At 60.3% G+C, this 22790-nt stretch carries 19 protein-coding genes and 5 tRNA genes; 5 read left to right on the top strand and 19 right to left on the bottom strand.

Annotated elements, in window-relative coordinates; genetic code table 11:
* Window positions 1-14: 14 nt before the first annotated feature.
* The 5 genes from ACTQWD_RS00285 to dnaB form a co-directional block, all read right to left on the bottom strand.
* Complete coding sequence (locus ACTQWD_RS00285) at window positions 15-1784, bottom strand: ABC transporter ATP-binding protein (RefSeq protein ID WP_441054655.1); 1770 nt, start codon at window positions 1782-1784, stop codon at window positions 15-17.
* An 82-nt stretch (window positions 1785-1866) separates the two neighbouring features.
* The gene (locus tag ACTQWD_RS00280) at window positions 1867-2562 is read right to left on the bottom strand and encodes an NUDIX domain-containing protein (protein WP_195838565.1); all 696 of its coding nucleotides are present in this window, start codon (window positions 2560-2562) and stop codon (window positions 1867-1869) included.
* Window positions 2563-2583: 21 nt separating this feature from the next.
* On the bottom strand, window positions 2584-3888 hold the full coding sequence (gene purD, locus ACTQWD_RS00275) for a phosphoribosylamine--glycine ligase (protein ID WP_154516747.1): 1305 nt from the start codon (window positions 3886-3888) through the stop codon (window positions 2584-2586).
* Window positions 3889-4008: 120 nt separating this feature from the next.
* The gene (locus tag ACTQWD_RS00270) at window positions 4009-5295 is read right to left on the bottom strand and encodes an adenylosuccinate synthase (RefSeq protein ID WP_441054656.1); all 1287 of its coding nucleotides are present in this window, start codon (window positions 5293-5295) and stop codon (window positions 4009-4011) included.
* A 92-nt stretch (window positions 5296-5387) separates the two neighbouring features.
* A complete protein-coding gene (dnaB, locus tag ACTQWD_RS00265) occupies window positions 5388-6785 on the bottom strand; it encodes a replicative DNA helicase (protein ID WP_427718155.1) in 1398 nt (465 codons plus the stop codon).
* Window positions 6786-6975: 190 nt separating this feature from the next.
* On the opposite strand from dnaB, the gene ACTQWD_RS00260 reads away from it, so the two are divergent.
* Window positions 6976-7470: a nucleotidyltransferase domain-containing protein gene (locus ACTQWD_RS00260; protein ID WP_117635919.1), complete on the top strand. Its 495-nt coding sequence runs from the start codon at window positions 6976-6978 to the stop codon at window positions 7468-7470.
* Between the two features lie 71 nt (window positions 7471-7541).
* On the opposite strand, the gene ACTQWD_RS00255 is transcribed toward ACTQWD_RS00260, so the two are convergent.
* From ACTQWD_RS00255 to rpsF, 5 genes are all read right to left on the bottom strand, one after another.
* Window positions 7542-8624, bottom strand: coding sequence for an IS1595 family transposase (locus tag ACTQWD_RS00255; RefSeq protein WP_441054658.1), 1083 nt, complete (start codon window positions 8622-8624; stop codon window positions 7542-7544).
* A gap of 218 nt (window positions 8625-8842) precedes the next feature.
* A complete protein-coding gene (gene rplI, locus ACTQWD_RS00250) occupies window positions 8843-9382 on the bottom strand; it encodes a 50S ribosomal protein L9 (protein ID WP_441054660.1) in 540 nt (179 codons plus the stop codon).
* A gap of 15 nt (window positions 9383-9397) precedes the next feature.
* Window positions 9398-9664, bottom strand: a complete 267-nt coding sequence (rpsR, locus tag ACTQWD_RS00245) for a 30S ribosomal protein S18 (protein ID WP_006235829.1) — start codon at window positions 9662-9664, stop codon at window positions 9398-9400.
* Window positions 9665-9736: 72 nt separating this feature from the next.
* The gene (locus tag ACTQWD_RS00240) at window positions 9737-10189 is read right to left on the bottom strand and encodes a single-stranded DNA-binding protein (protein WP_006235830.1); all 453 of its coding nucleotides are present in this window, start codon (window positions 10187-10189) and stop codon (window positions 9737-9739) included.
* A gap of 48 nt (window positions 10190-10237) precedes the next feature.
* Window positions 10238-10531: a 30S ribosomal protein S6 gene (rpsF, locus tag ACTQWD_RS00235; RefSeq protein ID WP_006235831.1), complete on the bottom strand. Its 294-nt coding sequence runs from the start codon at window positions 10529-10531 to the stop codon at window positions 10238-10240.
* Between the two features lie 493 nt (window positions 10532-11024).
* Here rpsF and ACTQWD_RS00230 point away from each other — a divergent pair.
* From ACTQWD_RS00230 to ACTQWD_RS00215, 4 genes are all read left to right on the top strand, one after another.
* Window positions 11025-11115: transfer RNA gene (locus ACTQWD_RS00230), tRNA-Ser, on the top strand.
* 48 nt (window positions 11116-11163) lie between these two features.
* Window positions 11164-11254: transfer RNA gene (locus tag ACTQWD_RS00225), tRNA-Ser, on the top strand.
* A 301-nt stretch (window positions 11255-11555) separates the two neighbouring features.
* Window positions 11556-12245, top strand: coding sequence for a trimeric intracellular cation channel family protein (locus ACTQWD_RS00220; protein WP_229770653.1), 690 nt, complete (start codon window positions 11556-11558; stop codon window positions 12243-12245).
* 184 nt (window positions 12246-12429) lie between these two features.
* The gene (locus tag ACTQWD_RS00215) at window positions 12430-13575 is read left to right on the top strand and encodes a polymer-forming cytoskeletal protein (RefSeq protein ID WP_441558996.1); all 1146 of its coding nucleotides are present in this window, start codon (window positions 12430-12432) and stop codon (window positions 13573-13575) included.
* A 104-nt stretch (window positions 13576-13679) separates the two neighbouring features.
* Here the strand turns inward: ACTQWD_RS00215 and typA are convergent, their stop codons facing one another.
* The 9 genes from typA to gyrB all read right to left on the bottom strand — a co-directional run bounded on the left by typA (window position 13680) and on the right by gyrB (window position 22689).
* A complete protein-coding gene (gene typA / locus ACTQWD_RS00210; protein ID WP_154516764.1) occupies window positions 13680-15518 on the bottom strand; it encodes a translational GTPase TypA in 1839 nt (612 codons plus the stop codon).
* A 118-nt stretch (window positions 15519-15636) separates the two neighbouring features.
* Window positions 15637-16086 carry a hypothetical protein gene (locus tag ACTQWD_RS00205; protein ID WP_154516767.1) on the bottom strand — a complete coding sequence of 150 codons (450 nt, stop codon included), beginning with the start codon at window positions 16084-16086 and terminating at the stop codon, window positions 15637-15639.
* Window positions 16087-16116: 30 nt separating this feature from the next.
* The gene (locus ACTQWD_RS00200; RefSeq protein WP_441558995.1) at window positions 16117-16461 is read right to left on the bottom strand and encodes a hypothetical protein; all 345 of its coding nucleotides are present in this window, start codon (window positions 16459-16461) and stop codon (window positions 16117-16119) included.
* A 45-nt stretch (window positions 16462-16506) separates the two neighbouring features.
* The gene (locus tag ACTQWD_RS00195) at window positions 16507-17007 is read right to left on the bottom strand and encodes a bifunctional nuclease family protein (RefSeq protein ID WP_441558994.1); all 501 of its coding nucleotides are present in this window, start codon (window positions 17005-17007) and stop codon (window positions 16507-16509) included.
* A 153-nt stretch (window positions 17008-17160) separates the two neighbouring features.
* Window positions 17161-17237, bottom strand: a tRNA-Ile gene (locus ACTQWD_RS00190).
* A 4-nt stretch (window positions 17238-17241) separates the two neighbouring features.
* Window positions 17242-17317, bottom strand: a tRNA-Ala gene (locus ACTQWD_RS00185).
* 67 nt (window positions 17318-17384) lie between these two features.
* Window positions 17385-17461, bottom strand: a tRNA-Ile gene (locus ACTQWD_RS00180).
* Window positions 17462-17761: 300 nt separating this feature from the next.
* Complete coding sequence (gene gyrA, locus ACTQWD_RS00175) at window positions 17762-20473, bottom strand: DNA gyrase subunit A (protein ID WP_441559057.1); 2712 nt, start codon at window positions 20471-20473, stop codon at window positions 17762-17764.
* A gap of 185 nt (window positions 20474-20658) precedes the next feature.
* Window positions 20659-22689 (bottom strand): DNA topoisomerase (ATP-hydrolyzing) subunit B, encoded by a 2031-nt coding sequence (gene gyrB, locus ACTQWD_RS00170; protein ID WP_427748157.1) that lies wholly within the window; start codon window positions 22687-22689, stop codon window positions 20659-20661.
* Window positions 22690-22790: the final 101 nt, after the last annotated feature.

Genomic DNA, 22790 nt, shown 5'->3' with positions numbered 1-22790 from the left:
TCCTGTCATATCAATCAGTCGAGCTCGTGCGCACGCGCACCTTCGAACTGCATTCGATAGTAACGGGCATAAGTGCCGCCACGGGCGAGAAGCTCCTCGTGCGTGCCACGTTCCACAACGCGACCATGCTCAACGGTCGCAATCTCGTCGGCATGCTTAATGGTCGAGAGACGGTGAGCGATGATGATCGTGGTGCGGCCACGCGCCAAGCGCTCGAGCGACTCCTGCACCGCCTCCTCGCTCTCGTTATCCAGAGCACTGGTCGCCTCATCCAAAATAAGGATCTTGGGATTTTTGAGAAACACGCGCGCGATGGCGACGCGCTGCTTTTGACCACCAGAAAGACGGCTGCCGCGCTCGCCCACCACGGTGTCATAGCCCTGCGGAAGCGACTCGATAAAAGCATCGATGTTGGCGCGATGGGCCGCCTCGGCGATTTCTTCTGCCGTGGCGCCCGGCTTGCCATAGGCGATGTTCTCGCCAATCGTTCCGTCGAACAGATAGACATCTTGCTGCACCAGGCCGATGGATCGGCGCAGGCTACGCTGCGTCACGTCGCGCACATCCTGGCCGTCAATGCTAATGGAGCCGGCGGCAACGTCGTAAAAGCGCGGCAACAGCGAACAAGTCGTTGATTTGCCGCCGCCCGAGGGACCAACCAAAGCGATGGTTTGACCGGGCTTAATGGACAGATCCATATGGTCGATAACGGGACGCGTCCCGTCGCCCGCGCCCAGCTCGACATCCTCGTAGCTAAAGCACACGTCGCGATACTCAACAGCGCCGGCCGTCACCTGCAGATCCGCAGCACCCGGCTTATCCTGAATATCGGGAACAGTCGAGAGCACCTCGTCCATGCGCTTAAAGCCGGCGATGGCTTTCTGATACGCCTCGGCCGAATTGACGAGCGTCTCGAGCGGCGTGCAGAACAGCGAAATGTAGAGCGCGAAGGTTGCCATATCGACCGCCTGCAGCTGGCCTTGGGCAACGAGCCAACCGCCCAGCAGCACCACGATCACATAGAGCACGCCCGAGAGCAGACCATACGTCGCGGTGTAGACGCCCATGGCGTGATACATGTTTTCCTTGGACGAAAGGTAGCGATCGTTAGAGGCGCGGAACTTAGAGCGTTCGGTCTGCTCATTGGCAAAGCTTTTGACCACACGCATACCCGCCAGCGAATCCTGCAGCTGCGCATTGATGCCGCTGATCTTTTTGCGGTTATCGCTAAAGACCTCGCGCATGCGCATATTCTGCCAAAACATAATGACCGCGAACACCGCCGTCACCACGGCCATGACGAGTGCGAGCACCGGCGCAATGGTAAACAGAATCACAAACGAGCCAATGATCTCGATACCGCAAATAATGATCCATTCGGGCACGTGGTGCGCCGCCTCGCAGATATCGAACAGGTCGTTGACCACGCGGCTCATCATGTCACCCGAGCTGTTGCGATCAAAGTACGCAAAGCTAAAACGCTCGTACTGATCGAACAAGTCCTCGCGCATCTTGGACTCCATGCGCGCGCCCATCACGTGGCCCCAATAGCTCACAAAGTAGCGGCAGGCGCAGCGGGTGGCATACATCAGCACCAGTCCCACCGCGATCATACCGAGCGCCTGCATAATGGCAGTCTGGCCCTGGGTAAACAGCCCGCCGCACAGATTGCGCAGGATAATGGGAAACGCCAGGTCAATGGCAGCAAGCACCAGGGCGCAAATGGTATCGGCAACAAAAAGCCCCATCTGGGGCTTGTAGTAAGACAGAAAACGCTTCAGCATGTGATCCTCAAAGAAATATCAGCAACGTAAGACCCTGGGACAAAGCAATCAGTAGCACTTGTCCCAGGGCTATCCCCACTCGTTACAGCTCAGAACCACCAAGGCGGTGCGCGATGCTGTCGCAGGCAAGCGCGCCCACGACGGTCTTGGCATCCTCGATCTTGCCGTCGAGCACAGCATCGATCAGCTCGTGCAGCGGCACCAGGTCAACGTTGACAAACTCGTCATCGTCGGGGTTGGGCGCATCGAACTCGAGCTTGGTGGCCAGGTAGATGTGAATAATCTCGTCGCAAAAACCACAGGTCGTGACAATCGACGTTAAAAAGCGAATGCGCCCGGCCTTAAAGCCCGTCTCCTCATGCAGCTCGCGCCTGGCACAATCGAGCGGGTCCTCGCCTGGGTCGAGCTTGCCGGCGGGAATCTCAACCGTCACGCGGTCGATGGCGGTGCGGTACTGACGCACCAGTACGATCTTGCCGCTCTCGGTCAGCGCCACAACGGCCGCCGCACCCGGATGGCGAACGATATCGCGGGCACTGCGGTGACCGTTGGGCAGCTCAACCTCAAGACGGTGGACGTCGAGGATCTTGCCCTTCCAGGCGCACTCCTCCGAAAGAATCTTCTCGTGCAGCTCGGCATCGTGCGGGTCGTCGTCGCCCAGCACCAGCGCCGGCTCGTCAGCGACCTCGCCACCAGGCTCGCCCTCGGCGTGCCCATACATGCGGCTGTCCTCTTCGACGATCTGCGCGTCCACGAGCTCTTCGTTCTTCTCGTCCATCCGTCTCATTCCTCTCGGATTTTAAGCATCCCAGGCGTCGCGGCCGCGCAGCGCGCGCAGGCCAATGTCGTGACGCAGGGTCTTGCCCTCAAAATCGATCTTCTCGCAAGCCTCGTAGGCAAGGTTGCGAGCGTTCTCGAACGTGTCGCCCAGCGCGGTCACGGCGAGCACGCGGCCGCCGTTGGTCACGAGCTGGCCGTCCACCACGGCGGTGCCGGCGTGATACACGGTCACGTTCTCCATGGCCTCGGCATCCTCGATGCCGGTGATGACCTTGCCCTTCTCGTAGCTGCCGGGATAACCCGCGCTCGTCAGGACAACGGCCACCGCCCACTCGTCACGCCAATCGAGCTCAATCTGGTCGAGCTCGCAGTTAGCGCAGGCAAGCATGACCTCGACCAGGTCGTTCTTAAGGCGCGGCAGCACGACCTGCGTCTCGGGGTCGCCAAAGCGGGCGTTAAACTCCAGCACCTTGGGGCCGGCGGGGGTAAGCATAAAGCCGCCGTACAGGCAGCCACGGTAATCGATGCCCTCGGCGGCGAGCTCGGCCACGGTCTGCTCCATGACCTTCACCATGGTGGCGTGCTCCTCGTCGGTCACGATGGGCACCGGGCTGTAGACGCCCATGCCGCCCGTGTTGGGACCAAGGTCGCCCTCAAGCGCGCGCTTGTGGTCCTGCGAGGTGGCCATGGGGCGCACGGTCTTGCCGTCGGTAAAGGCCAGCAGCGAGCACTCGGGGCCAACGAGCATCTCCTCGATAACCACGGTGTTGCCGGCGTCGCCAAAGGTGCCGCCAAAGCACTCGCGCACGGCCTCTTCGGCCTGCGAAAGCTCGGTTGCCACAATAACGCCCTTGCCCGCGGCAAGACCGTCGGCCTTCACGACCAGCGGAGCGCCCTGCTCGCGCACATAGGCGAGAGCCGAGGCCTCGTCGGTAAACGAGCCGTAGGCGGCCGTCGGAATGCCCGCGCGCTCCATGAGCTGCTTGGAAAACAGCTTAGAGCCCTCCATCTGGGCGCCCTCGGCACCCGGGCCAAAGCAGGGAATACCCGCCGCGCGCACGGCGTCGGCCACGCCCGCCACGAGCGGAGCCTCGGGGCCAATTACCACGAGTCCGCATCCGTGGCTCTGCGCAAACGCCGCCACGGCAGCAGGATCGCAATCGTCGAGAACCACGTTCTCGCCGCAGCTCGCGGTGCCGCCGTTGCCCGGGGCGATGTAGAGCTTGCCGGCGCGCGGTGATGCCGCGAGCTTGGCTGCCAAAGCATGCTCGCGGCCGCCGCTGCCCAACAACAGGATGTCGATGGTTTGAGTGTCCGCCTTCAAGGGTGCCTCCTCTATGGATTAACGGCCCGTCAACCATGCGGGCCCATTACAAGCAAATATACCCCTCGGCCGCCCGTCCGGGCTGCGAAGGGGTATATCGCAATAACCAAATAACGCCGATTACTTCCAGAATCGGTTGATGATCTGCTCGCGACCGGCGCCAACACCGACAAACGTCACGCGCGTGTGCGCCAGATCCTCGACAAATGCCACGTAGTCCTGAGCCTCTTGCGGCAGCTCCTCAAAGCTGCGGCAGCCGGTGATATCGCACTTCCAGCCAGGAAGCTCCTCGTAGATGGGCTTGGCATGCTCAAAGCGCACCTGGTGCTCGGGCACGCTGGTGTAGCGCTCGCCATCGACGTCATAGGCCACGCACACCTTAATGGTGTCGAAGACCGAAAGCACGTCGAGCTTGGTCAGGGCGATGTCGGTAAGACCGTTGACGCGCGAGGCGTAGTTGGCGATGGGACCGTCAAACCAGCCGCAGCGACGACGGCGACCGGTGGTCACGCCGTACTCATAGCCCTCCTCGGTCAGCGTATGGCCGGCCTCGGACTCGTAGGAAAGCTCGGTGGGCATGGGGCCTGCACCGACGCGGGTGATGTAGGCCTTCATGACGCCCAGCACGCGGTCGACGTTTTTCATGCCAACACCAGAACCGGTGATCGCGCCGCCGGCGGTGCAGTTAGAAGATGTGACAAACGGATAGGTGCCGTGGTCGATATCGAGCAATGTTGCCTGGGCGCCCTCAAAGAGCAGGGTCTTGCCCTCATCGATCATGTTGTTGAGCAGCAGGCTCGTCTCGGTGATGTACGGGCGCAGGCGCTCGGCCATGGGCAGGTACTCTTCACAGATCTGGTCCACGGTGTAGGTGGGCAGGCCGTAAAGCAGCTCGAGCTCGGGATTCACGCGGGCAAGAGCGGTTTCCAGCTTGTCGCGGAAGAGCCCCTCATCCAGCATGTCCTGCATACGAAGGCCAATACGGGCCATCTTGTCCTGATAGCACGGGCCAATGCCGCGCTTGGTGGTACCGATACTCTTCTTGCCGAGCCTCTGCTCAAAGGCGCCGTCCAGGTCGACGTGATACGGCATGATCACGTGTGCGTTGCCGCTGATCTTGAGGTTCTTGGTGGTGATGCCATCGGCCTCGAACATGTCGATCTCCTCAAGGACAACCTTGGGGTTGACGACGCAGCCGTTGCCAATCACCGACACGTGGTCGGCGTACATGATGCCGGAGGGCACCTGGTGCAGGCCGTACTTCTTGCCGTTGACAACGATGGTGTGCCCGGCGTTGTTGCCGCCCGAATAGCGCACGACGGCATCGAAGTCGCCGGCGATCAGGTCGCAGATCTTACCCTTGCCCTCATCGCCCCACTGGGCACCGACCAAAACGGTTGACGGCATGTTTACTCCTTACATACATGGACTGTCTGCGCGCCACACGGCGGGCAGAAGCACAAAACATTCCCAGTATACCCGTGCAACGGGCGCCTGTCCTACTCCTCGGTATGCACCCCATCAAGCTCATAGAACTTGGTGGATGCCGGCAGGAACATCAGGTCGACGTCGCCGATCGGGCCCGAACGGTTCTTGGCCACGACAATACGCGTGACGCCCTCGTCGGGTCGGTCGTCGCGCGAGGCCTCAGCCTCGTCGGCGGAACGGTCCAAGAACATGACGATATCGGCGTCCTGCTCGATGGAGCCCGATTCGCGCAGGTCGGAAAGCTGCGGGCGCTTGCCGGTACGGGATTCGACCTGACGCGACAGCTGAGACAGCGCGATCAGCGGAATCTTGAGTTCCTTGGCCATAATCTTTAAGCCACGCGACATCTCGGAGACCTCGACGGTGCGGCTCTCGGAACGGCGTCCCGGCGGAGGACTCACCAGCTGCAGGTAGTCCAAGATAATGATGGCCTTCTCCTTGTTGTGGAGCATGCGGCGGCTCTTGGCGCGAATCTCGGTCACCGTGGTGCCGGGCGTATCGTCAATCAGAATATCGAGCTTGGACAAGGTCTGCGTGGCCTCGTTGATATTGGCCCACTGCTCGGGGCTAATGCGACCCATGCGAAAATCACTGATCGAAATCATGGCGTAGGCGCAAATCAGGCGCTGGGCAATTTCCTTGCCCGACATCTCCAGCGAGAAAAAGCCGACGGTGTAGCCCGCAGCGGCGGCATTGAGCGCCAGGTTTAGAGCGAACGAGGTCTTACCCACGGCGGGGCGGGCGCCGATAATGATGAGCTGGCCCTCGCGGAAGCCCATAAGCATGCGGTCGAGTGACGGGAATCCCGTGGGAACGCCCGCTGCCTGGCCACCGGCCTGGCACACTTCCTCGGCCTCGTTATAGGCCTCGACCATAAACTCGGTCAGTGTCTTGTAGCTCGACTTAACCTCACGCGCCGTAACCTTGAGCAGCTTGCTCTCGGCCAGCTCAACGACCTCTTTGGTATCGGTGGGGGCGTTGTAGGCCAGCGCGTTAATCTCGTTGGTGGCGCCAATCAGCTCACGCAGCATCGAGTCGCGACGAACGATGGCGGCATGGTGCTGCCAGTTGACGAGCGACAGGGTCTGACCCATCAGCTCCAAAATGTACGCCTCGCCGCCCACGGCATCGAGCTTGTTGATGCTTCGCAGGTAATCGATCAGCGAGATGGAGTCGATGGGGATGCGGCTGTTGTACATATCGACCATCGCGGTATAGATGGTCTTATGAATAGGCCGGTAGAAATCATCGGGCTGCAGCTCGACCTGGGCTTCTTCGACCACTTCGGGCGATAGCAGCATGGCGGCCAGTACGTTGGCCTCTGCATCTTGGTTTTGGGGGAGACCCAACTTGGAGCCGCGGTCCTCGACCGTCAGCCATGTCTCCCTATCGTCATATGCCATGAGCATCCTCATTCATATCGCTTGCGAGCATCCATAGTATCAGCCACAGCTTTAAATCGAGGCGCGCCTTAACAATCATCACCGAACCAAACGGATGAACGGTCCCTTATGTGCGTTGTGTTAGACCACTTTGGATACTGGGATTTTTCCTATAATCTTTCTTGCTTAAATAGCAGGCGAAAGCGAAGGAGCTCCTATGGTCACCAAGGATGATGCGTGTTGGATAATCGGCCTTTCCGCAGGTGCGGGCATTGGCGTATATCTTGATGGCGGCTGGGGCGTCGATGCGCTTGTCGGGCGTGAGACCAGGGCTCATAACGACATCGACCTGTTCGTTCAGCGCGGGGATTACCAAAGGTTCGTGGATCTAATTGCTGATGAGGGGTTTTCCGAGGTGGCTGCATCTTTCACCACCGAAGATCACACGGTGTGGCAAGACGAGGCGGGGCGCATCGTCGACCTGCATTGCTTCGATTTCGCCGAGAATGGCGATATTCTGTATCAGGGAGATCGTTTTCCCGGGGAGGTCTTTTCGGGGAGGGGGCGCATCGGCGAGGTGGAGGTGTCGTGCATCGACCCCGAAAGCCAGCTGTTGTTTCACTTGGGCTATCAGCATGACGAGCACGACGCCCACGATGTCATGCTCCTATGCCGTGAGTACGGTTTCGACGTTCCCGAAGAATATCGCTAGCTGTTGCTATTTGCATCGGGGCACGACTTCAGCGCTTGCCGCAGATGCGCTGCGCCAGACCGCCCTGGACATCACGCCACGCCGTATATGGCCCTCCGCGCACGCGAGTCCCATTTCGCCTGCTTGATCCAGTACTCGTAGAACGGATAGGGGGTCACCTTGTACTGGCGCCAGGTCTTCTCGTACGTGCCGCGGGCTGCCTGCCTCACTATGAGCTCGGCGAGCTCGTCCGCGCTCCTGCGGACCTTGAAGCACCATGTCCACTTGAACCAGGCGAGGTAGTTCTCGGGGCGTCTCGTGGAGACGCCCCGGAACCTGCCGATGAAGTGCCTCATCTGGGAGTGGAGGCTGTTCACCCTGTTGATGGCGTGCTCCTCCCTCTTGCTGGCGATGTGCGCGCCGACGCCGAGGGCGGGCAGGACGCGGCGGTACACGTGCGCACGGTCCGTCGAGATTATCGCGCCGACCGCGAGCTTGTCGGCGAGCAGCTCCCTGGCTGCCGCCTCGTCGAGGCCGCCCCTCCCCGCGATCTCGTAGAAGATGTCGCCGGCGTCGTTGATGCCGGTGAGCACGCATATCTTCTCGTGCCCGTCGGTTCCCTGCGACCTTGTGCGGGGCTTCCTGGGCATGCCGGACTCCGACCTGGAGCGGTTCCCCTTGAAGCTCTCCCTGAAGAAGCACTCGTCGAGCTCGGCCCCGCCGCCGGCCTCCACGCGGAAGGCGGGCATGCGCTTGGCCATGGCCTCGAGCAGCCTGTGGCGCATGAAGAACGCCGTCTTGAGGCACACGCCGCACTTTTCCGCCGACTCGCGCAGCGGGAGCATGTCCACGTGGCACACCGCGAACCTCATCCAGGCCGACCTGTCGAGCTTGGTGGTGGAGAAGATGCGCATGGTGGCGTCGGTGAAGGTCCTGGCGCACCCTCGGCAGAGGAACCGCTGACGGCCGCGCCCGTCTCGCCCCCTCTTCACGTAATGCGGGGAGCCGCACCAGGGGCAGGCTCTGTCGGGATCGTCTTCCGCCCCCTCGCTTGCCGCGAGTTCGAAAAGCTCCGCGTCTATCAGCGCCTTGAGCGATCTCAGGGCCCTGCTCTTCTCGGCAGCCGTCATCTGCGGGAGGAACTGCCTCGTCAGCTGGGTGAGCACGTCTTCCATTGCAACCTCCATCTTTCCTGATGATGGAATTGTCGCAATTGGGGGTCCTGCTGCGTGTACTGTGCATAGGACACTTATCCAAAGCGGTCTAACACAACGCTTATGTGGGACTACATCTCCATGTATGACGTGACACCCACTCAGCGCAAAAAATAAAAGGGCGCCCCGGTCTCCCAGAGCGCCCTTCTTAGAACAAGATTGTTGCGTTGCAGCAAATGCTACTCGGCAGCAGCCTCGGTCTCGGCCTCGGCGGTCTCGGCCTCGGCGACCTCAGCGGCCTCCTCGACCTCAGCCTCGGCAGCGAGCTCCTCGGCGGTAACGCCGACGAGAACGACAACCTCGGCCTTGATCTCGCGGTACAGCGAGATGGCAACGGTGTGGGCACCGGCAACCTTGATGGGCTTACCGAGCTCGACGCGCTTGCGGTCGATGTCCATACCGAGCTGATCCTTGATGGCGTCAGCGATCATAGCGGCGGTGACGGAGCCAAAGAGGATGCCCTCGTCGCCGACCTTGACGTCAACGGTGACCTGCTTGCCCTCGAGGGCAGCCTTGGTCTCGTTGGCGGTAGCCAGACGGACGGCCTCGCGCTTGGCGATGTTGTTGCGACGCTCGTCAAGTTGCTTGAGGTTGCCCTTGGTGGCGGCAACAGCGAGCTTCTTGGGGAACAGGAAGTTCTCAGCGTAACCCTGAGCGACCTCTACGACGTCACCCTCGCCGCCCTTGCCCTTGATCTCATCGAGAAGAATAACCTTCATGATGCGTCTCCCTTCTTAGCCGCGGTCGCGGTTGCCACGAGAGGAAACCACGGGGACGGTGTACGGCAGGAGAGCCATCTCGCGGGCACGCTTGATGGCGTTGGCGATGTCATGCTGATGCTGCGTGCAAGCGCCAGTGACGCGACGGGGCTTGATCTTGCCACGGTCGGTCATGTACTTACGGAGAAGCTGAGTGTCCTTATAGTCGATGAACTCAGTGTTCTCCTTGCAGAACTGGCAGTACTTACGACGCGGCTGACGTGCAGAAAAATCATTAGCCATGTCAAAATACCTTTCATTTGGCAACTTCGGCGAACCGAAGCCGCCTCTCACTCAAAAATAGGTGAACAACCCTTAAAACGGGATGTCCTCATCGTAGACGTCGACCGCGGGCGGCGTAGCCACCGGTGCGGCAGGACGCGCTGCGGGCGCGGGAGCTGCGGGGGCGTAACCGCCCTGATCGTAGCCACCCTGGCCACCACGGGAGCTCATAAACTCGATCTCATCGACGATGACCTCAAGCTTGCTCCTGCGCTGACCGTCGCGCTCCCAAGAGCTGTAGCGCAGCTTGCCCTCGATCGCGACCTTGTTTCCCTTTGCCAGGAAACGGCTCACGGCCTCGGCGCGGGTGCCGAACATAGTGCAGTCGACAAAGTTGGGATAGTCCTCCCACTCGCCAGTCTGCGCATTGCGGCGGCGATCGTTCACGGCGACGCCAAAGGACAGAACCTGGGTTCCGCCGGCAGTGGCGCGCAGCTCGGGATCGCGGGTGAGGTTACCGGTGATGTTCACTCGATTGATGCTCATTACTCACTACTTCCTCTTGGGGCACAAGCCCAGTCCAAAACGACAGTCTTACTCCTGGTCGTCGCGACGGACGATCATGTGGCGGACCACAGCGTCGGTGATGCGCAGGACGCGATCAAGCTCGGCGATCTGGGTAGGATCTGCATGGAAGTTGATGAGGGTGTAGTCACCATCGGTGAGGTCGTTGATCTCGTAGGCGAGCTTGCGCTTGCCCCACTCGTCAACGGAGTCGACCTTGCCAGCGCCCTCAGCGATCGTGGTATCGATACGCTTCATAACAGCGAGACGAGTCTCGGGGTCGAGCGACGGGTCAACAAAGAACAGCAGTTCATAAGCCTTCATATTGTCACCTCCTCTGGACAAATGTGGCTTCAGGTCGTGAAGGTGCGCCTGAAGCAGGAAAAGACTTGGTAATAGTATCTTTCAACCTCCCAGGCTGCAAGAATATGCAGCTACAACCTCATGACCTCCACATATGCCCATACTCGCACGGCCTTTCTTGCGTATTCCAACCAAATGCTGTCCAAGAGCTTGACGGATTTGAGGACAAGGGCGGGTACATACCGACTTTCTGCCAGATAACCGCAAGTCGCTCGCAGCATGGCTGCGGTCGCAAAATGCATACCAGCGGTACAACGCGACATTTTGAATTATTAAACTTGATTCCCGACCGTCCGTAACTACCTCATTTGAACAGTTCGCCTGGTCAGATTACGCAGATCATCGATTGGTTTCGGCACGGTTGGGCAAACGACGGAGCGATGCAATTTAAAAAATGCCAAGTTTTTGGTTTGCACTTTGCGATTCCTCGTGTATACTGACTTTCGCATTTAACGGAGAGTTGTCCGAGTGGCCGAAGGAGCACGATTGGAAATCGTGTAGGCGTCAAAAGCGTCTCCAGGGTTCAAATCCCTGACTCTCCGCCAGTTAATTCCAAAGCAGGCCTTTGTGCCTGCTTTGTTTTTACCCCACGCGGAGGGGTGGCAGAGTGGTTGAATGCGGCGGTCTCGAAAACCGTTTGGCCTGTATAAGGTCACGAGGGTTCGAATCCCTCCTCCTCCGCCATTTTGGTTGAGAAAGCTCCCAACAAAGGGAGCTTTTTTGTTTTGATTCCCTTACAAACAAATACGGCGACGGAGGAGGGGTTCGAACCCGCCAGGGCGTTCAACACCAACCCAGATCTCCAAACATGTACATCACCCTCCAAAGATGTCAAAAAAATGTCGTTTTTGGATGCTGATGTACATGTTTGGAACCTGTGACCGCGCCCAGTTCCGACCGTTTACCGAGCAATGGGGTCACGACCTCCCACAACCATGTACTATGTACGGGCATTTTCCAATCCAACTACCCAAAGGAACCCACCTTGCCCGTCATCGCCACTGTAATCGTTACCGCACACGCCTCGGATGCCATGGTTGCCATCCCGTTTTGGCTCGAGATGTTCGCTGTCGTCGCGGCGTCGATTTCGGGTGTACTGGTTGCGCGCGAGCACAAACTCGATCTGGTGGGCGCCGTCGCGCTCGCCGTGGTCTGCGGTCTGGGCGGCGGTCTTTTGCGCGATATGACGCTCCAGGTGGGCAACGTCTACATCCTTAACCAGCCCATGGCGCTTCCGCTGTCCATCGCCACGGCGGCCATCATCTACATCTTCCCTGCCATCGTCGACAAGCCCGACAAGCTCATCCCCCTGCTCGACATCATCTCGGTGGGTATTTATGCGGCAACCGGCGCAGATAAGGCGCTCGTGTACGGATTTGCACCGGTCGTGTGCATCATGATGGGCTTTTTTACCGCGGTAGGCGGCGGCATGCTGCGCGATGGTTTTATGGGCGTGGTGCCGGGTATTTTCCAGCGCACCAACTTCTATGCCATCGCGGCTATCGCTGGATCGGCAAGCTATGTTTGCCTTGTCATGAGCGGCTTGGTCAGCAATGTCGTCGCGCTGGTCGTTTGCGTCGCAGTGACCATGGGCCTGCGCTGGCTCTCGCTGCGCTTTGACATCAAAAGCCCCACCGAGGACGATATCGCGCGTTTCCTACATCGTAAAAAATAGATAGCACGGCCCGGCCCATCGCAAGGTGACAGCCTATCTACAACCGGCCGCAGGCCCGATATCCCACGACGCCTTACGTAGGCAATTGCCCATGCAGAATACTGCAACCGCGAGTTTCTTTTAGAGCGAAGGCGCAATGGGTACCATATTGGGCGTATGCAAATCACCAAGCAAAGGATTCACCATGCCTCACAACCAACCCGCGGCGGCACAACGTCACAACATGCGCGGACACCTCATTATGGCCTTCGCGCTTATCGCGCTGGCGTTTACCGCGCTGCCTTCCATGGCATTCGCCGGCACCGACACCGCGGGCAATGTTTTCGTGTCCGACGGGGATTCCAGTCCATCCGGCGTCGGGGGCGATCTGTACTGGGCCGGTCAAAGCCTTAGCCTGGATGACGCGTCCATCGACCGCGATATCATCGCCGCCGGCGAAAGCCTGTCGATTCGCGACTGCACCGTAGGCGGCGCCGTTCGCCTGGCGGCGCGCACCATCGATATCGCCAAGACCACCATTGATGGAAGCGTGACAGTTGCCGCTCAGCACGTCGTACTTAACTCCGGCAGTACCGCCAATTGCTTCTATGCCGCAGGTGAGACGGTTGCCCTGCGCGGCTCCGCCAAGTCGGCAGCGCTCGCGGGCAGTACGGTAACCATCGACGGCACTGTCGATGGCGATGTTGAGGTCTGGGCCGACAAGCTGGTGCTCGGCAAAAACGCCAACATCACCGGTACCGTAAACGCTCATGTCTCACAGGACCCCGAACGCGCCGACGGCGCCAAAGTGGGGGCCCTCAAGATCGACCGCACCGAGAACGAGGATACCTCCACCATCAACGACGTCATCGGCGGCATCGTTGCCGCAGCTCTTTCCACCTGCTTTGTCGCGATTCTCCTTGAGCTCGTCTTTCCGCGTGCAACAGCCAGCGCGGCCGGCATGCTTCACCAGCACCCCGCCCCGCTGTGGGTGAGCGGTCTTTTGGGCACGGTAGCCGCCGTTCCCGCCATCTTGCTGCTCATCATCTCTATTGCCGGCCTGTCGCTCGCCGGAGCCCTGATGTGCGGCGTCATCGGCATCGCCCTGGTCTCTGCGGCCTTTGCGGGCACCGCGGTCGCACGCATGGTCGGGCACAGCCAGAACCGCTACGCCATGGCCGCCGTGGGCGGCGCCATCGCCGGCGCCCTTACAGCACTTCCCCTTATGGGCAACTTTATCAGCGGCGTAGCCTTCGTCTTTATGCTGGGCTATCTCATTCAGATCATCTGGCGCAGCGCCCACGTCAAACCGCAACAGGCCCCCAACACCCCGGGCCTTCCCTCCGCCTAACCGCCAACCACCGCAAAGGTGCCCTTCCTCTTTGTGGTGGTACAAAAAGGGCGCCGGCCGCGATGGTCGACGCCCTTTCTTGTGAATGCTACAGAGCTCAGCGCTTATTTGTTGACCTGACCGGCGCGAACGGCAGCCTTCTTGCGATCGGTGGCGTTGAGCAGACGCTTGCGCAGACGGATGTTCTTGGGGGTGATCTCCACCAGTTCGTCATCGGCGATGTACTCCAGCGCCTCCTCCAGCGAGAAGGTGCGAGGCGGCACCAGCTGCACGGAGATATCGGAGGTCGAGGAACGCTGGTTGCCCAGGTTCTTGGTACGGGCGATGTTGACGACCATGTCGCCGGCCTTGCTGCGCTCGCCCACGATCATGCCCTCGTAGCACTCGACACCCGGCTCAACAAACAGCTGGCCGCGCTCCTGCAGCGTGCCCAGAGCGTAGGCAACGGCCTTCTCGGTGGTCATGGAGATCATGGCGCCGTTCTGACGGTTGCCGATCTCGCCGGCGTAAGGACCGTACTCCAGGAAGGTGTGATAGAACACGCCCTCGCCGTGAGTGACGTTCATGATGCGGTTCTTAAGGCCCATGATGCCGCGGGTCGGGATCTTAAACTCAAGGTGCGTCACGATGCCCGAGGTGTCCATGCTGGTCATAATGCCGCCAGAGGTGCCAAAGACCTCGACGACCTTGCCCGAGTACTCGTCCGGGCACTCGACGACGGCCTGCTCGACTGGCTCCATCTTGTTGCCGTTCTCATCCTTCTTAAACAGAACGCGGGGACGGCCGACCTGGAACTCAAAGCCCTCGCGACGCATGGACTCCATCAGGACGGACAGGTGCAGAATGCCGCGGCCCGAGACCTCGACGCCGCTCTTGTCCTCGAGCTCCTCAATCTTCATGGTCACATTGTTCTCGGCCTCATTGAACAGGCGTTCCTTGAGCTGACGGGCGCCCACAATATCGCCATCGCGGCCGACGAGCGGAGAGGTCGAAGCCTCGAAGACGATGGACAGGGTCGGCGGATCGATCTCGATAGGCTCGAGCTCGACGGGGTTCTCGGGATCGGTGTAGACATCGCCGATGTCGGTGCGCTCGATACCCACGACGGCGGCAATGTCGCCGGCGCCGACTTCCTGGCACTCGGTGCGGCCCAGGTAGTCGAAGGTAAAGAGCTGCTTGACGGTAGCGGTGGCGCTGGAACCGTCGTTCTTGACGACCAGGATCTGATCGCCCTGGCGAATGGTGCCGGAGTACACACGGCCAATGCCGATGCGGCCGACAAAGTTGGAGTGGTCGATGGTCACGCACTGCATAGCGAGCGGCGCGGTCTCGTCAACCTCGGGCGCGGGCATGTCGTCGATGATCATGTCGAGCAGCGGGTACATGTCCATGTTGCCGTCGTTGGGGTCAAGGCGGGCAAAGCCATTCATGGCGCTGGCATAGACCACGTGCTCCATGGCAAACTCGAGCTGGTCGTCGGTGGCGCCCAGGTCGGCCATAAGGTCCAGACAGTCGTTATAGGCCTTCTCGGGGTTGGCGCCCGGACGGTCGATCTTGTTGATGACGATCATGATCTTAAGGCCGGTGTCGATGGCGTGACGTAGGACAAAGCGGGTCTGGGGCATGGGGCCCTCAAAGGCGTCGACCAGCAGCAGGGCGCCGTCGGCCATGCGCAGCACGCGCTCGACCTCACCGCCAAAGTCGGCGTGGCCCGGGGTGTCGATGACGTTGATCTTAACGTCCTTGTACTCGATAGAGATGTTCTTGGCGAGAATCGTGATGCCGCGCTCGCGCTCCTGGTCGTTGGAGTCCAGGACGCGATCCTCGACCTGCTGGTTGGCACGGAAGGCGTCCGTGGCACGCAGGAGCTTGTCAACCATCGTCGTCTTACCGTGGTCGACGTGGGCGATAATGGCGATGTTCCTCAGATTGTCTACGCGCATGTGGTTCCCCTATCTTCTATCTATATACAAACGGCACGCGTATGCGACCCGTCCAGCAACACAACGCTCGGCGGGAATATTGAGCCTTTTACCGAAAAACTCGTTTATTTTAGCGATTCTAGATGAGAGGGGTTTCCTCACCTGCAGGTTCAGGGTCGCTCCACATAAAACCATCGCCGGCGCCCATGCCCTCGTACAGCACATATGCCGAAAAACCGCTCTCGAGCGTGGTCTCGAAGAAGCTAACGAGCAAAGCGTCGTGATATCCGCCCTCGATCTCCACACAGCCGGTGTAGCCGATGGCATAGCGGGCGATGCGGCCCAGGCCTTCGTCCTTGAGACCCATCTTGTGCTCGGAGATAAAGTTGGTGGCAGCCTCCAGGCATGCCTCCTCACCGTCCTCGTCGAGAGCCGCAAGATAGCGGTTGGAGGCGGCATCCTCGATCGCCACGACAACGCCCGGGTTTTCACCGGCGGCAAGGTCATCCAAAAACGCACCGATCAGATCGCACACCATGGCGTCGAGCTCGGCGGAGACGTTACCGGCGTCCTGCATATCCTGTGCCATCTTTTGACCTTCCCATCGCATTCGGCGTCGTTATAACTCCTGTGCCTCGGCCGCGATTCTGGCGGCAGCGTCACGGGCGCGAACCATATCCGCCGCGCGCTTGTCGAGCACCTTGATCTGGCTGGTCAGCATTACCGCATCGACCACGCCCCAGATCACCAGGCCCGTCGAAATCGAAAACCCAAGCGCACCAACTGTACCACGAAGCCGCGACAAGATTACCGCGGCAAGCGCGGAGACAACAACCATCTTGATATAGGAGTCACGGCGCTCGCGAAGGGTGCGAGCCTGCGTCACATACGCAATGCGCGCGGCCTCAAATGCCTCGGCGCGCATATGGGCCTCACGCGCGATAGCGGCTGCTTCGGTCGACACACTGGTGCCCATCAGCGCTCGCCGTACATCGTGCTCAACCGACATTTAGAAATCATCGGGCGAGAGCGTGTGGACAAACTCGTCAAACTTCTCGAACTCACTCTCGTCGTCAACCTCGTCGGCAAGCGGAGAGACGGTGCCCAAGCGATTCATGATGTCGTCCTCCACAAACATGGGGGCATTGCTGCGCACGGCAAGGGCGATAGCGTCGCTCGGTCGCGCGTCAAGCATATGCTCGCCCCTATCGGTGTGCACGATGACCGTCGCGTAGAACACCGGCGGCTCGGCGCGCACGATCTCGATACGCTCGATCTTTGCTCCCACCACTTCGATGGTATCGAGCAAAAGATCGTGGGTGATGGGGCGATCGGTGCGGCCGGTATCGATACCGCGGCTGATGGCCGCTGCCTCGTAGGAACCGGTCTGGATGGAAAGAGAGCGCAGCGGCGCGGACGAATCCGACTTACGGCAACGCTCGCGCAAGACGATCAGCGATGGCACGGGACCGGCGGCCATGACGATGGTCTCTATGTCGACACGAACCATGGAACACCTCCGGTACGTTGTGATTGGCATGCGCGGCAGCTCCGCCGCATTGAATAGCTATACTACCCAAACTTTCGCACCGCACACAAAAACTTATTGGATAGGTAAGAAAAGAGCCCCGAGGCAATAACTCGGGGCTCTTTACGTTTTAGATGGTGGACCTGACAAGATTCGAACTTGTGACCTCCCGGTTATCAGCCGGACGCTCTAACCAACTGAGCTACAGGTCCATCATGGTGGAGGTTAGGGGGATCGAACCCCTGACCTCAGGCTTGCAAAGCCCGCGCTCTCCCAGCTGAGCTAAACCCCCACGGAGACAGTAATAAACACCCCAGCGGCGACTCGGCTCTCGCTGGGGTGTTTATTGCGAAAGAAAGTGGTGGACCTGACAAGATTCGAACTTGTGACCTCCCGGTTATCAGCCGGACGCTCTAACCAACTGAGCTACAGGTCCATCGCGCAAGGGATATATTAGACGAGTCGTTACGCGCGCGTCAACAACTTTTTTGAAAATCTTTGAAGGGTGTCGGCCCCGGCTGCCCGGCGGCATGCGAAGTCGCCTGCTCGGACAGTCCTGCTCGCACGGAGAGCACATTAAGTGCTCTCCGGCTCATGCGGAACTCGCGATCGACTTCGCATGCCGCCGGGCAGCCGGGGCCGGCGTGGGGTTCAAAGATTGTCAAAAAAGCGGTCGGCGCGCAGTGCGCCGACCGCCGATATATGGGGTCTGATGATTTTTACCAGCTAGGGCCTCTTACTCGTCTAGGAGATCCTCTGGTATGTCGTTGCCGTCGCCTGGGTCGACTGGGGCCTCTTCGGTGACGTCTGCGGTCTCGGCACTTTCGCCCTCGGGCTTCTCTTCGGCGGCCGTCATGCGGGCAACGGCGCACACGCGGTCGTCATCGCTTACGGTCATCATCTTGACACCCTGCGTGGTTCGACCGGTCTGGCTGATCTCGTCGGTCTTGACGCGAATGACCGTCGCGCCCTCCGTCACGATAAACAGCTCATGCTGCGGGCCGACCGCCTTCATGGCCGCAAGGTTGCCCTTGCGCTCGGTCATTTGGATGGTGTAGACACCCTGGCCGCCGCGGTTTTGCTCCGGATAATCCGAGACCGGCGTGCGCTTGCCGTAGCCGCACTCGGTAATGACAAACAGGTCGCCCTCGCCGTTGGTGACCTCCATGCCCAGGACACTCACGCCGTCCTTCATGCCAATGCCGCGGACACCGCTGGTGTCGCGGCCGGTAGCGCGAACCTGGTCCTCGGGGAACATGATCGCCTTGCCCGCAGTGGTGGCCATGATGATCTTGTCGCCCTCGCGTACGCGGCGCACGGCGAGCAGCGCGTCGTCGTCCCTCAGGTTGATGGCGATTAGGCCATCGCGGCGGCTGCGATCATAGGCGCTCATCACGGTCTTCTTGACCATGCCGTTCTTGGTGGCAAACATCAGGTACTCATCGGCGGGGAACTTACGACAGCTAATGACGCTCGCGATCTTCTCGCCTTCCTCAAAGGGAAGCAGGTTGACGATTGCGGTGCCGCGCGCCTGGCGCGTACCAACCGGCAGCTCGTGCACCTTCAGACGGTAGACCTTGCCCTTGCTCGAGAAGAACAGCACATACTCGTGGGTGGACGCGATAAACATCTCGTCGATAACGTCGTCCTCTTTAAGGTTGACGCCCGACACGCCCTTGCCGCCGCGCTTCTGGGCGCGGTAAGCGGCCACCGGGATACGCTTCACATAGCCGGTGTGGGTGATGGTCACGACCATGTCCTCGTCGGCGATGAGGTCCTCGACGTCCAGATCCTTCTCGACCTGGCTGATCTCGGTACGGCGCTTGTCGCCAAACTTCTTGGAGATCTCGCGCATCTCTTCCTTGATGACGCCCAGAATCTTCTCCTCGTGCGTCAGCAGGTCCTCGTAGTAGGCGATAGCACGGCGCAGGCCGTCCAGCTCTTCCTGGATCTTGTCGCGCTCCAGGCCGGTCAGGCGACGCAGCTTCATCTCGAGGATGGCCGTGGTCTGCTCGGGCGTAAAGCCAAAACGCTCGATCAGGCGGCTACTGGCCTCGGAATCGGTCTGCGAGGAGCGGATGATGCTAATGACCTCGTCGATATGGTCGAGGGCCATAAGGTAGCCCTCAAGGATATGTGCACGGGCCTTGGCCTTTTTAAGGTCAAAGTGGGTGCGGCGGGTGACTACGTCAACCTGGTGGTCGATGTAGTGCTGCAGCATCTCGCGCAGGCTCAGGCATTTAGGAACGCCATTGACGAGCGCCAGATTGTTGGCACCAAAGGTGGTCTGCAGCGAGGTGTACTTATACAGGTTGTTAAGTACGACCTGCGGGATAACGCCCTTCTTGAGCTCAATGACCAGACGGATGCCCTTTTGGTTGGACTCGTCGCGCATATCCGAGATGCCCTCGATGCGCTTGTCGTTTACGAGCTGGGCGATTTTCTCCTGCAGGGTGCCCTTGTTGACCATGTAGGGAATCTCGGTAAAGACCAGGCGGCTGCGGCCGGTCTTGGTGGACTCCACATGGGCCTTGGCACGCACGGTGATGGAACCGCGGCCGGTCTCGTAGCTCTGCCTAATGCCGGCGCTACCCATGATGATGGCACCAGTGGGAAAGTCCGGGCCGGGCATAATCTGCATGAGCTCGTCGACGGTGGCGTCGGGGTTGTCGATCAGGTAGCAGGTGGCCTCGATCGCCTCGGTGAGATTATGCGGGGCGATATTGGTGGCCATGCCTACAGCGATGCCTTGGCTGCCGTTAACCAGCAGGTTGGGGAAGCGTGCGGGCAGTACCACGGGCTCGGCGAGCGACTCGTCGTAGTTGGGCTGCCAGTCGACGGTATCCTTCTGCAGGTCGCGGAGCAGTTCCATGGCGGGCTTTGCCAGACGGCTCTCGGTGTAACGCATAGCTGCGGCACCGTCGCCGTCGATGTTGCCAAAGTTGCCGTGGCCGTCGATAAGCGGCGTGCGCATGGAGAACCACTGCGCCAGACGAACCATGGTCTCATAGACCGCGGAGTCGCCGTGGGGGTGGTACTTACCGATAACTTCGCCGACCGTCCAGGCCGACTTCTTGTGCGGGCGGTTGGGGTAGATGCCGCTCTCGTTCATGGCGTACAGGATGCGGCGGTGCACCGGCTTTAAGCCGTCGCGCACGTCCGGCAGGGCGCGTGCCGTAATGACCGACATCGAGTATTCGATAAACGACTGCTTCATCTCGCGGCCAAACTCCGAAATCTGGAGCTGGCCGCCGTTGATGTCCTCGCCGGCCGAGGCACCGCGATCGACCGCGCCAAAGCTCTCCTCGAGCTCGGCGTCGTCGTCCTCTTCCTCTTCATCCTCGACATCGGGGTTGTAGGAATCCGGATCGCCATCCTCGCCCTGCTCGGCGCGGGCGAGCAGGCGCTTCAGATCATCGGGCATACCGGCGTCGCCGGCCGCGTCCATACCCTCGTTGTTGTTGATATCGTCTGCCACGTTACCTCCTCATGGTTTGCGTGGTCCATTAGTTCCCTACCACGGAGACGGCTTTTCCAGGTGCCGCAGATTCGCCCGAAAGAGGAGGGAAGCGTACTTGGATACGCAACCGACGATTGAGGGCGAAGGTGCGGTGGCTGGGAAAGCCGAACAGGTTAGGCATCTAAGAAGCGTGCATCATGCGCATGCTTTTCAATGTACTCGCGGCGATAGCCCACCTCGGAACCCATGAGCTCGCGTACGGCACGGTCCGCCACCACGGCATCCTCGATCGTCACGCGCTGCAAAATGCGGGTCTTGGGGTCCATCGTCGTCGAGGCAAGCTGCTTGGGGTCCATCTCACCCAGGCCCTTGTAGCGCTGGACGGTATAGCCCTTGCGCTTCTTGGTGATCTTGCCATCCTTGGCCTTGCCGTCCTCGTCGTTGTCGTCGGGGTTCAGGCCCAGGCTCTGAATGGTGTCGCGCAGAATCTCGTCTTCGGGCTGTCGGCCGTTGGGATACACGTAGTGGATCTTGTTGCGCACCTTAATGCCAAAGATGGGCGGGCAGGCAACATAGACATAGCCGGCATCGATCAGCGGGCGCATGTACTTGTAGAAGAACGTCAGCAGCAGGATGCGGATATGCGCACCGTCGACATCTGCATCGGTCATGATGATGATCTTGTGGTAGCGCGCCTTGGTGATATCGAAGTCGCCGCCGTCGCCGGCGCTCGTCGTGACGCCGCAACCGATCGCGGTGATCAGCGACTGGATGGTGTCGCTCGAGAACGCACGATGGTCACCCACGCGCTCGACGTTCAGAATCTTGCCGCGCAGGGGCAGAATCGCCTGGATGTCTCGGCGGCGGCCGTCCTTGGCCGAACCGCCTGCCGAGTCTCCCTCTACGATGAAGAGCTCGGTCAGCTCGGCATCGCGCACCGAGCAGTCGGCGAGTTTGCCGGGCAGCGACGCCGTCTCGAGCAGGCTCTTGCGGCGGGTCGCCTCGCGCGCCTTGCGGGCGGCGTTGCGGGCCTTGCAGGCCTGCTGCGCCTTCTTGACGATCTCGCGGGCGGGCTTGGGGTGCTCCTCGAGGTAGTCGGCAAGACCGTCGGTCACGATCTTGAGCGTAAGCGTGCGCATGTAGGAACTACCGAGCTTGGCCTTGGTCTGGCCCTCAAACTGCGGATCGGGCAGCTTGACCGAGATGACGGCCGAGAGACCCTCGCGCACGTCGTCACCGCTCAGGTTGGCCTCTTTCTCCTTAAGCAGGTTCTGTTTGCGGGCGTAATCGTTAATCACGCGGGTGAGGGCGGTGCGGAAGCCCTCGAGGTGCATGCCGCCCTCGGGGGTGTAGATGTCGTTGGCAAACGACATGACGTTCTCGCCATAACCGGCGTTCCACTGCAGGGACACCTCGACCTCGCCCATCTTGGCCACGGGCGCATCCGGGTCCGATTTGCCCTCAATGTAGATGGGCTCCTTAAAGGCCTCGGGGACGTCCTTGCCGTCGTTGAGGAACTTGACGAAGTCGATGATGCCGCCCTCGTAGCAAAACTCCTCCACGCGGGGGGCCGCCTCGCGCTCGTCAGTCAGCACGATCTTGAGGTTCTTGTTGAGAAACGCCGTCTCTTGCAGACGATTGTGCAGTGTATCGAAATCGTAGACGCAGGTCTCGAAGATCTCGTCGTCGGGCCAGAAGGAGACGGTGGTGCCCGTCGAATCCGAGGTGCCCACGACCTCCATCTTCTTGACGGTCTTGCCGCGCGAGAATTCCATCTCGTAGATATTGCCGTCGCGGCGCACCTGCACGACCACGCGCTTGGACAGGGCGTTGACAACGGAGATGCCCACGCCGTGCAGGCCGCCGGAAACCTTATAGGCCGAGTTATCGAACTTACCGCCGGCGTGAAGGATCGTCATGACGACCTCGAGCGTCGGAATCTTTTTGACAGGGTGCTCGTCGACGGGGATGCCGCGCCCGTTATCGACGACCGTAATGGAGTTGTCGGCGTGGACCGTCACCTGAATCTCGGTGCAGAAACCGGCCATGGCCTCGTCGACGGAGTTGTCAACGATCTCCCACACCAGGTGGTGCAGACCGCTGGCGCTCGTCGAGCCGATATACATGCCCGGGCGCTTACGGACGGCTTCGAGACCCTCGAGGATCTTAATTTCGCCGCCATCGTAATCGTTTTCGTTTGCCACACGTCCTCCTTCGGTTAAGAAAATCTGTATAGCCTTACTATTTTATCGTAAAAAATACCCTCGGGGACGAGGGTATTTGCCTATACAAGGCCACCAGATGC

This window comes from Collinsella sp. LCP19S3_B6, assembly GCF_052121815.1.
Taxonomy (GTDB): Bacteria; Actinomycetota; Coriobacteriia; order Coriobacteriales; family Coriobacteriaceae; genus Collinsella.
The sequence above is the reverse complement of the archived record's forward strand: the minus strand, read 5'-3'. Positions and strand labels throughout refer to the sequence as shown.

Excerpts from the sequence above, each read along its gene's own strand:
- dnaB (WP_427718155.1), bottom strand. The coding sequence starts at position 6,785 with ATGCTCATGGCATATGACGATAGGGAGACATGGCTGACGGTCGAGGAC.
- rpsR (WP_006235829.1), bottom strand. The coding sequence starts at position 9,664 with ATGGCTAATGATTTTTCTGCACGTCAGCCGCGTCGTAAGTACTGCCAG.
- rpsF (WP_006235831.1), bottom strand. The coding sequence starts at position 10,531 with ATGAAGGCTTATGAACTGCTGTTCTTTGTTGACCCGTCGCTCGACCCC.
- ACTQWD_RS00285 (WP_441054655.1), bottom strand. The coding sequence starts at position 1,784 with ATGCTGAAGCGTTTTCTGTCTTACTACAAGCCCCAGATGGGGCTTTTT.
- ACTQWD_RS00260 (WP_117635919.1), top strand. The coding sequence starts at position 6,976 with ATGGTCACCAAGGATGATGCGTGTTGGATAATCGGCCTTTCCGCAGGT.
- ACTQWD_RS00255 (WP_441054658.1), bottom strand. The coding sequence starts at position 8,624 with ATGGAAGACGTGCTCACCCAGCTGACGAGGCAGTTCCTCCCGCAGATG.
- ACTQWD_RS00195 (WP_441558994.1), bottom strand. The coding sequence starts at position 17,007 with ATGGTTCGTGTCGACATAGAGACCATCGTCATGGCCGCCGGTCCCGTG.
- ACTQWD_RS00270 (WP_441054656.1), bottom strand. The coding sequence starts at position 5,295 with ATGCCGTCAACCGTTTTGGTCGGTGCCCAGTGGGGCGATGAGGGCAAG.
- rplI (WP_441054660.1), bottom strand. The coding sequence starts at position 9,382 with ATGAAGGTTATTCTTCTCGATGAGATCAAGGGCAAGGGCGGCGAGGGT.
- gyrA (WP_441559057.1), bottom strand. The coding sequence starts at position 20,473 with ATGGACGCGGCCGGCGACGCCGGTATGCCCGATGATCTGAAGCGCCTG.
- ACTQWD_RS00215 (WP_441558996.1), top strand. The coding sequence starts at position 12,430 with ATGCCTCACAACCAACCCGCGGCGGCACAACGTCACAACATGCGCGGA.
- ACTQWD_RS00205 (WP_154516767.1), bottom strand. The coding sequence starts at position 16,086 with ATGGCACAGGATATGCAGGACGCCGGTAACGTCTCCGCCGAGCTCGAC.
- typA (WP_154516764.1), bottom strand. The coding sequence starts at position 15,518 with ATGCGCGTAGACAATCTGAGGAACATCGCCATTATCGCCCACGTCGAC.
- ACTQWD_RS00280 (WP_195838565.1), bottom strand. The coding sequence starts at position 2,562 with ATGGACGAGAAGAACGAAGAGCTCGTGGACGCGCAGATCGTCGAAGAG.
- ACTQWD_RS00240 (WP_006235830.1), bottom strand. The coding sequence starts at position 10,189 with ATGAGCATCAATCGAGTGAACATCACCGGTAACCTCACCCGCGATCCC.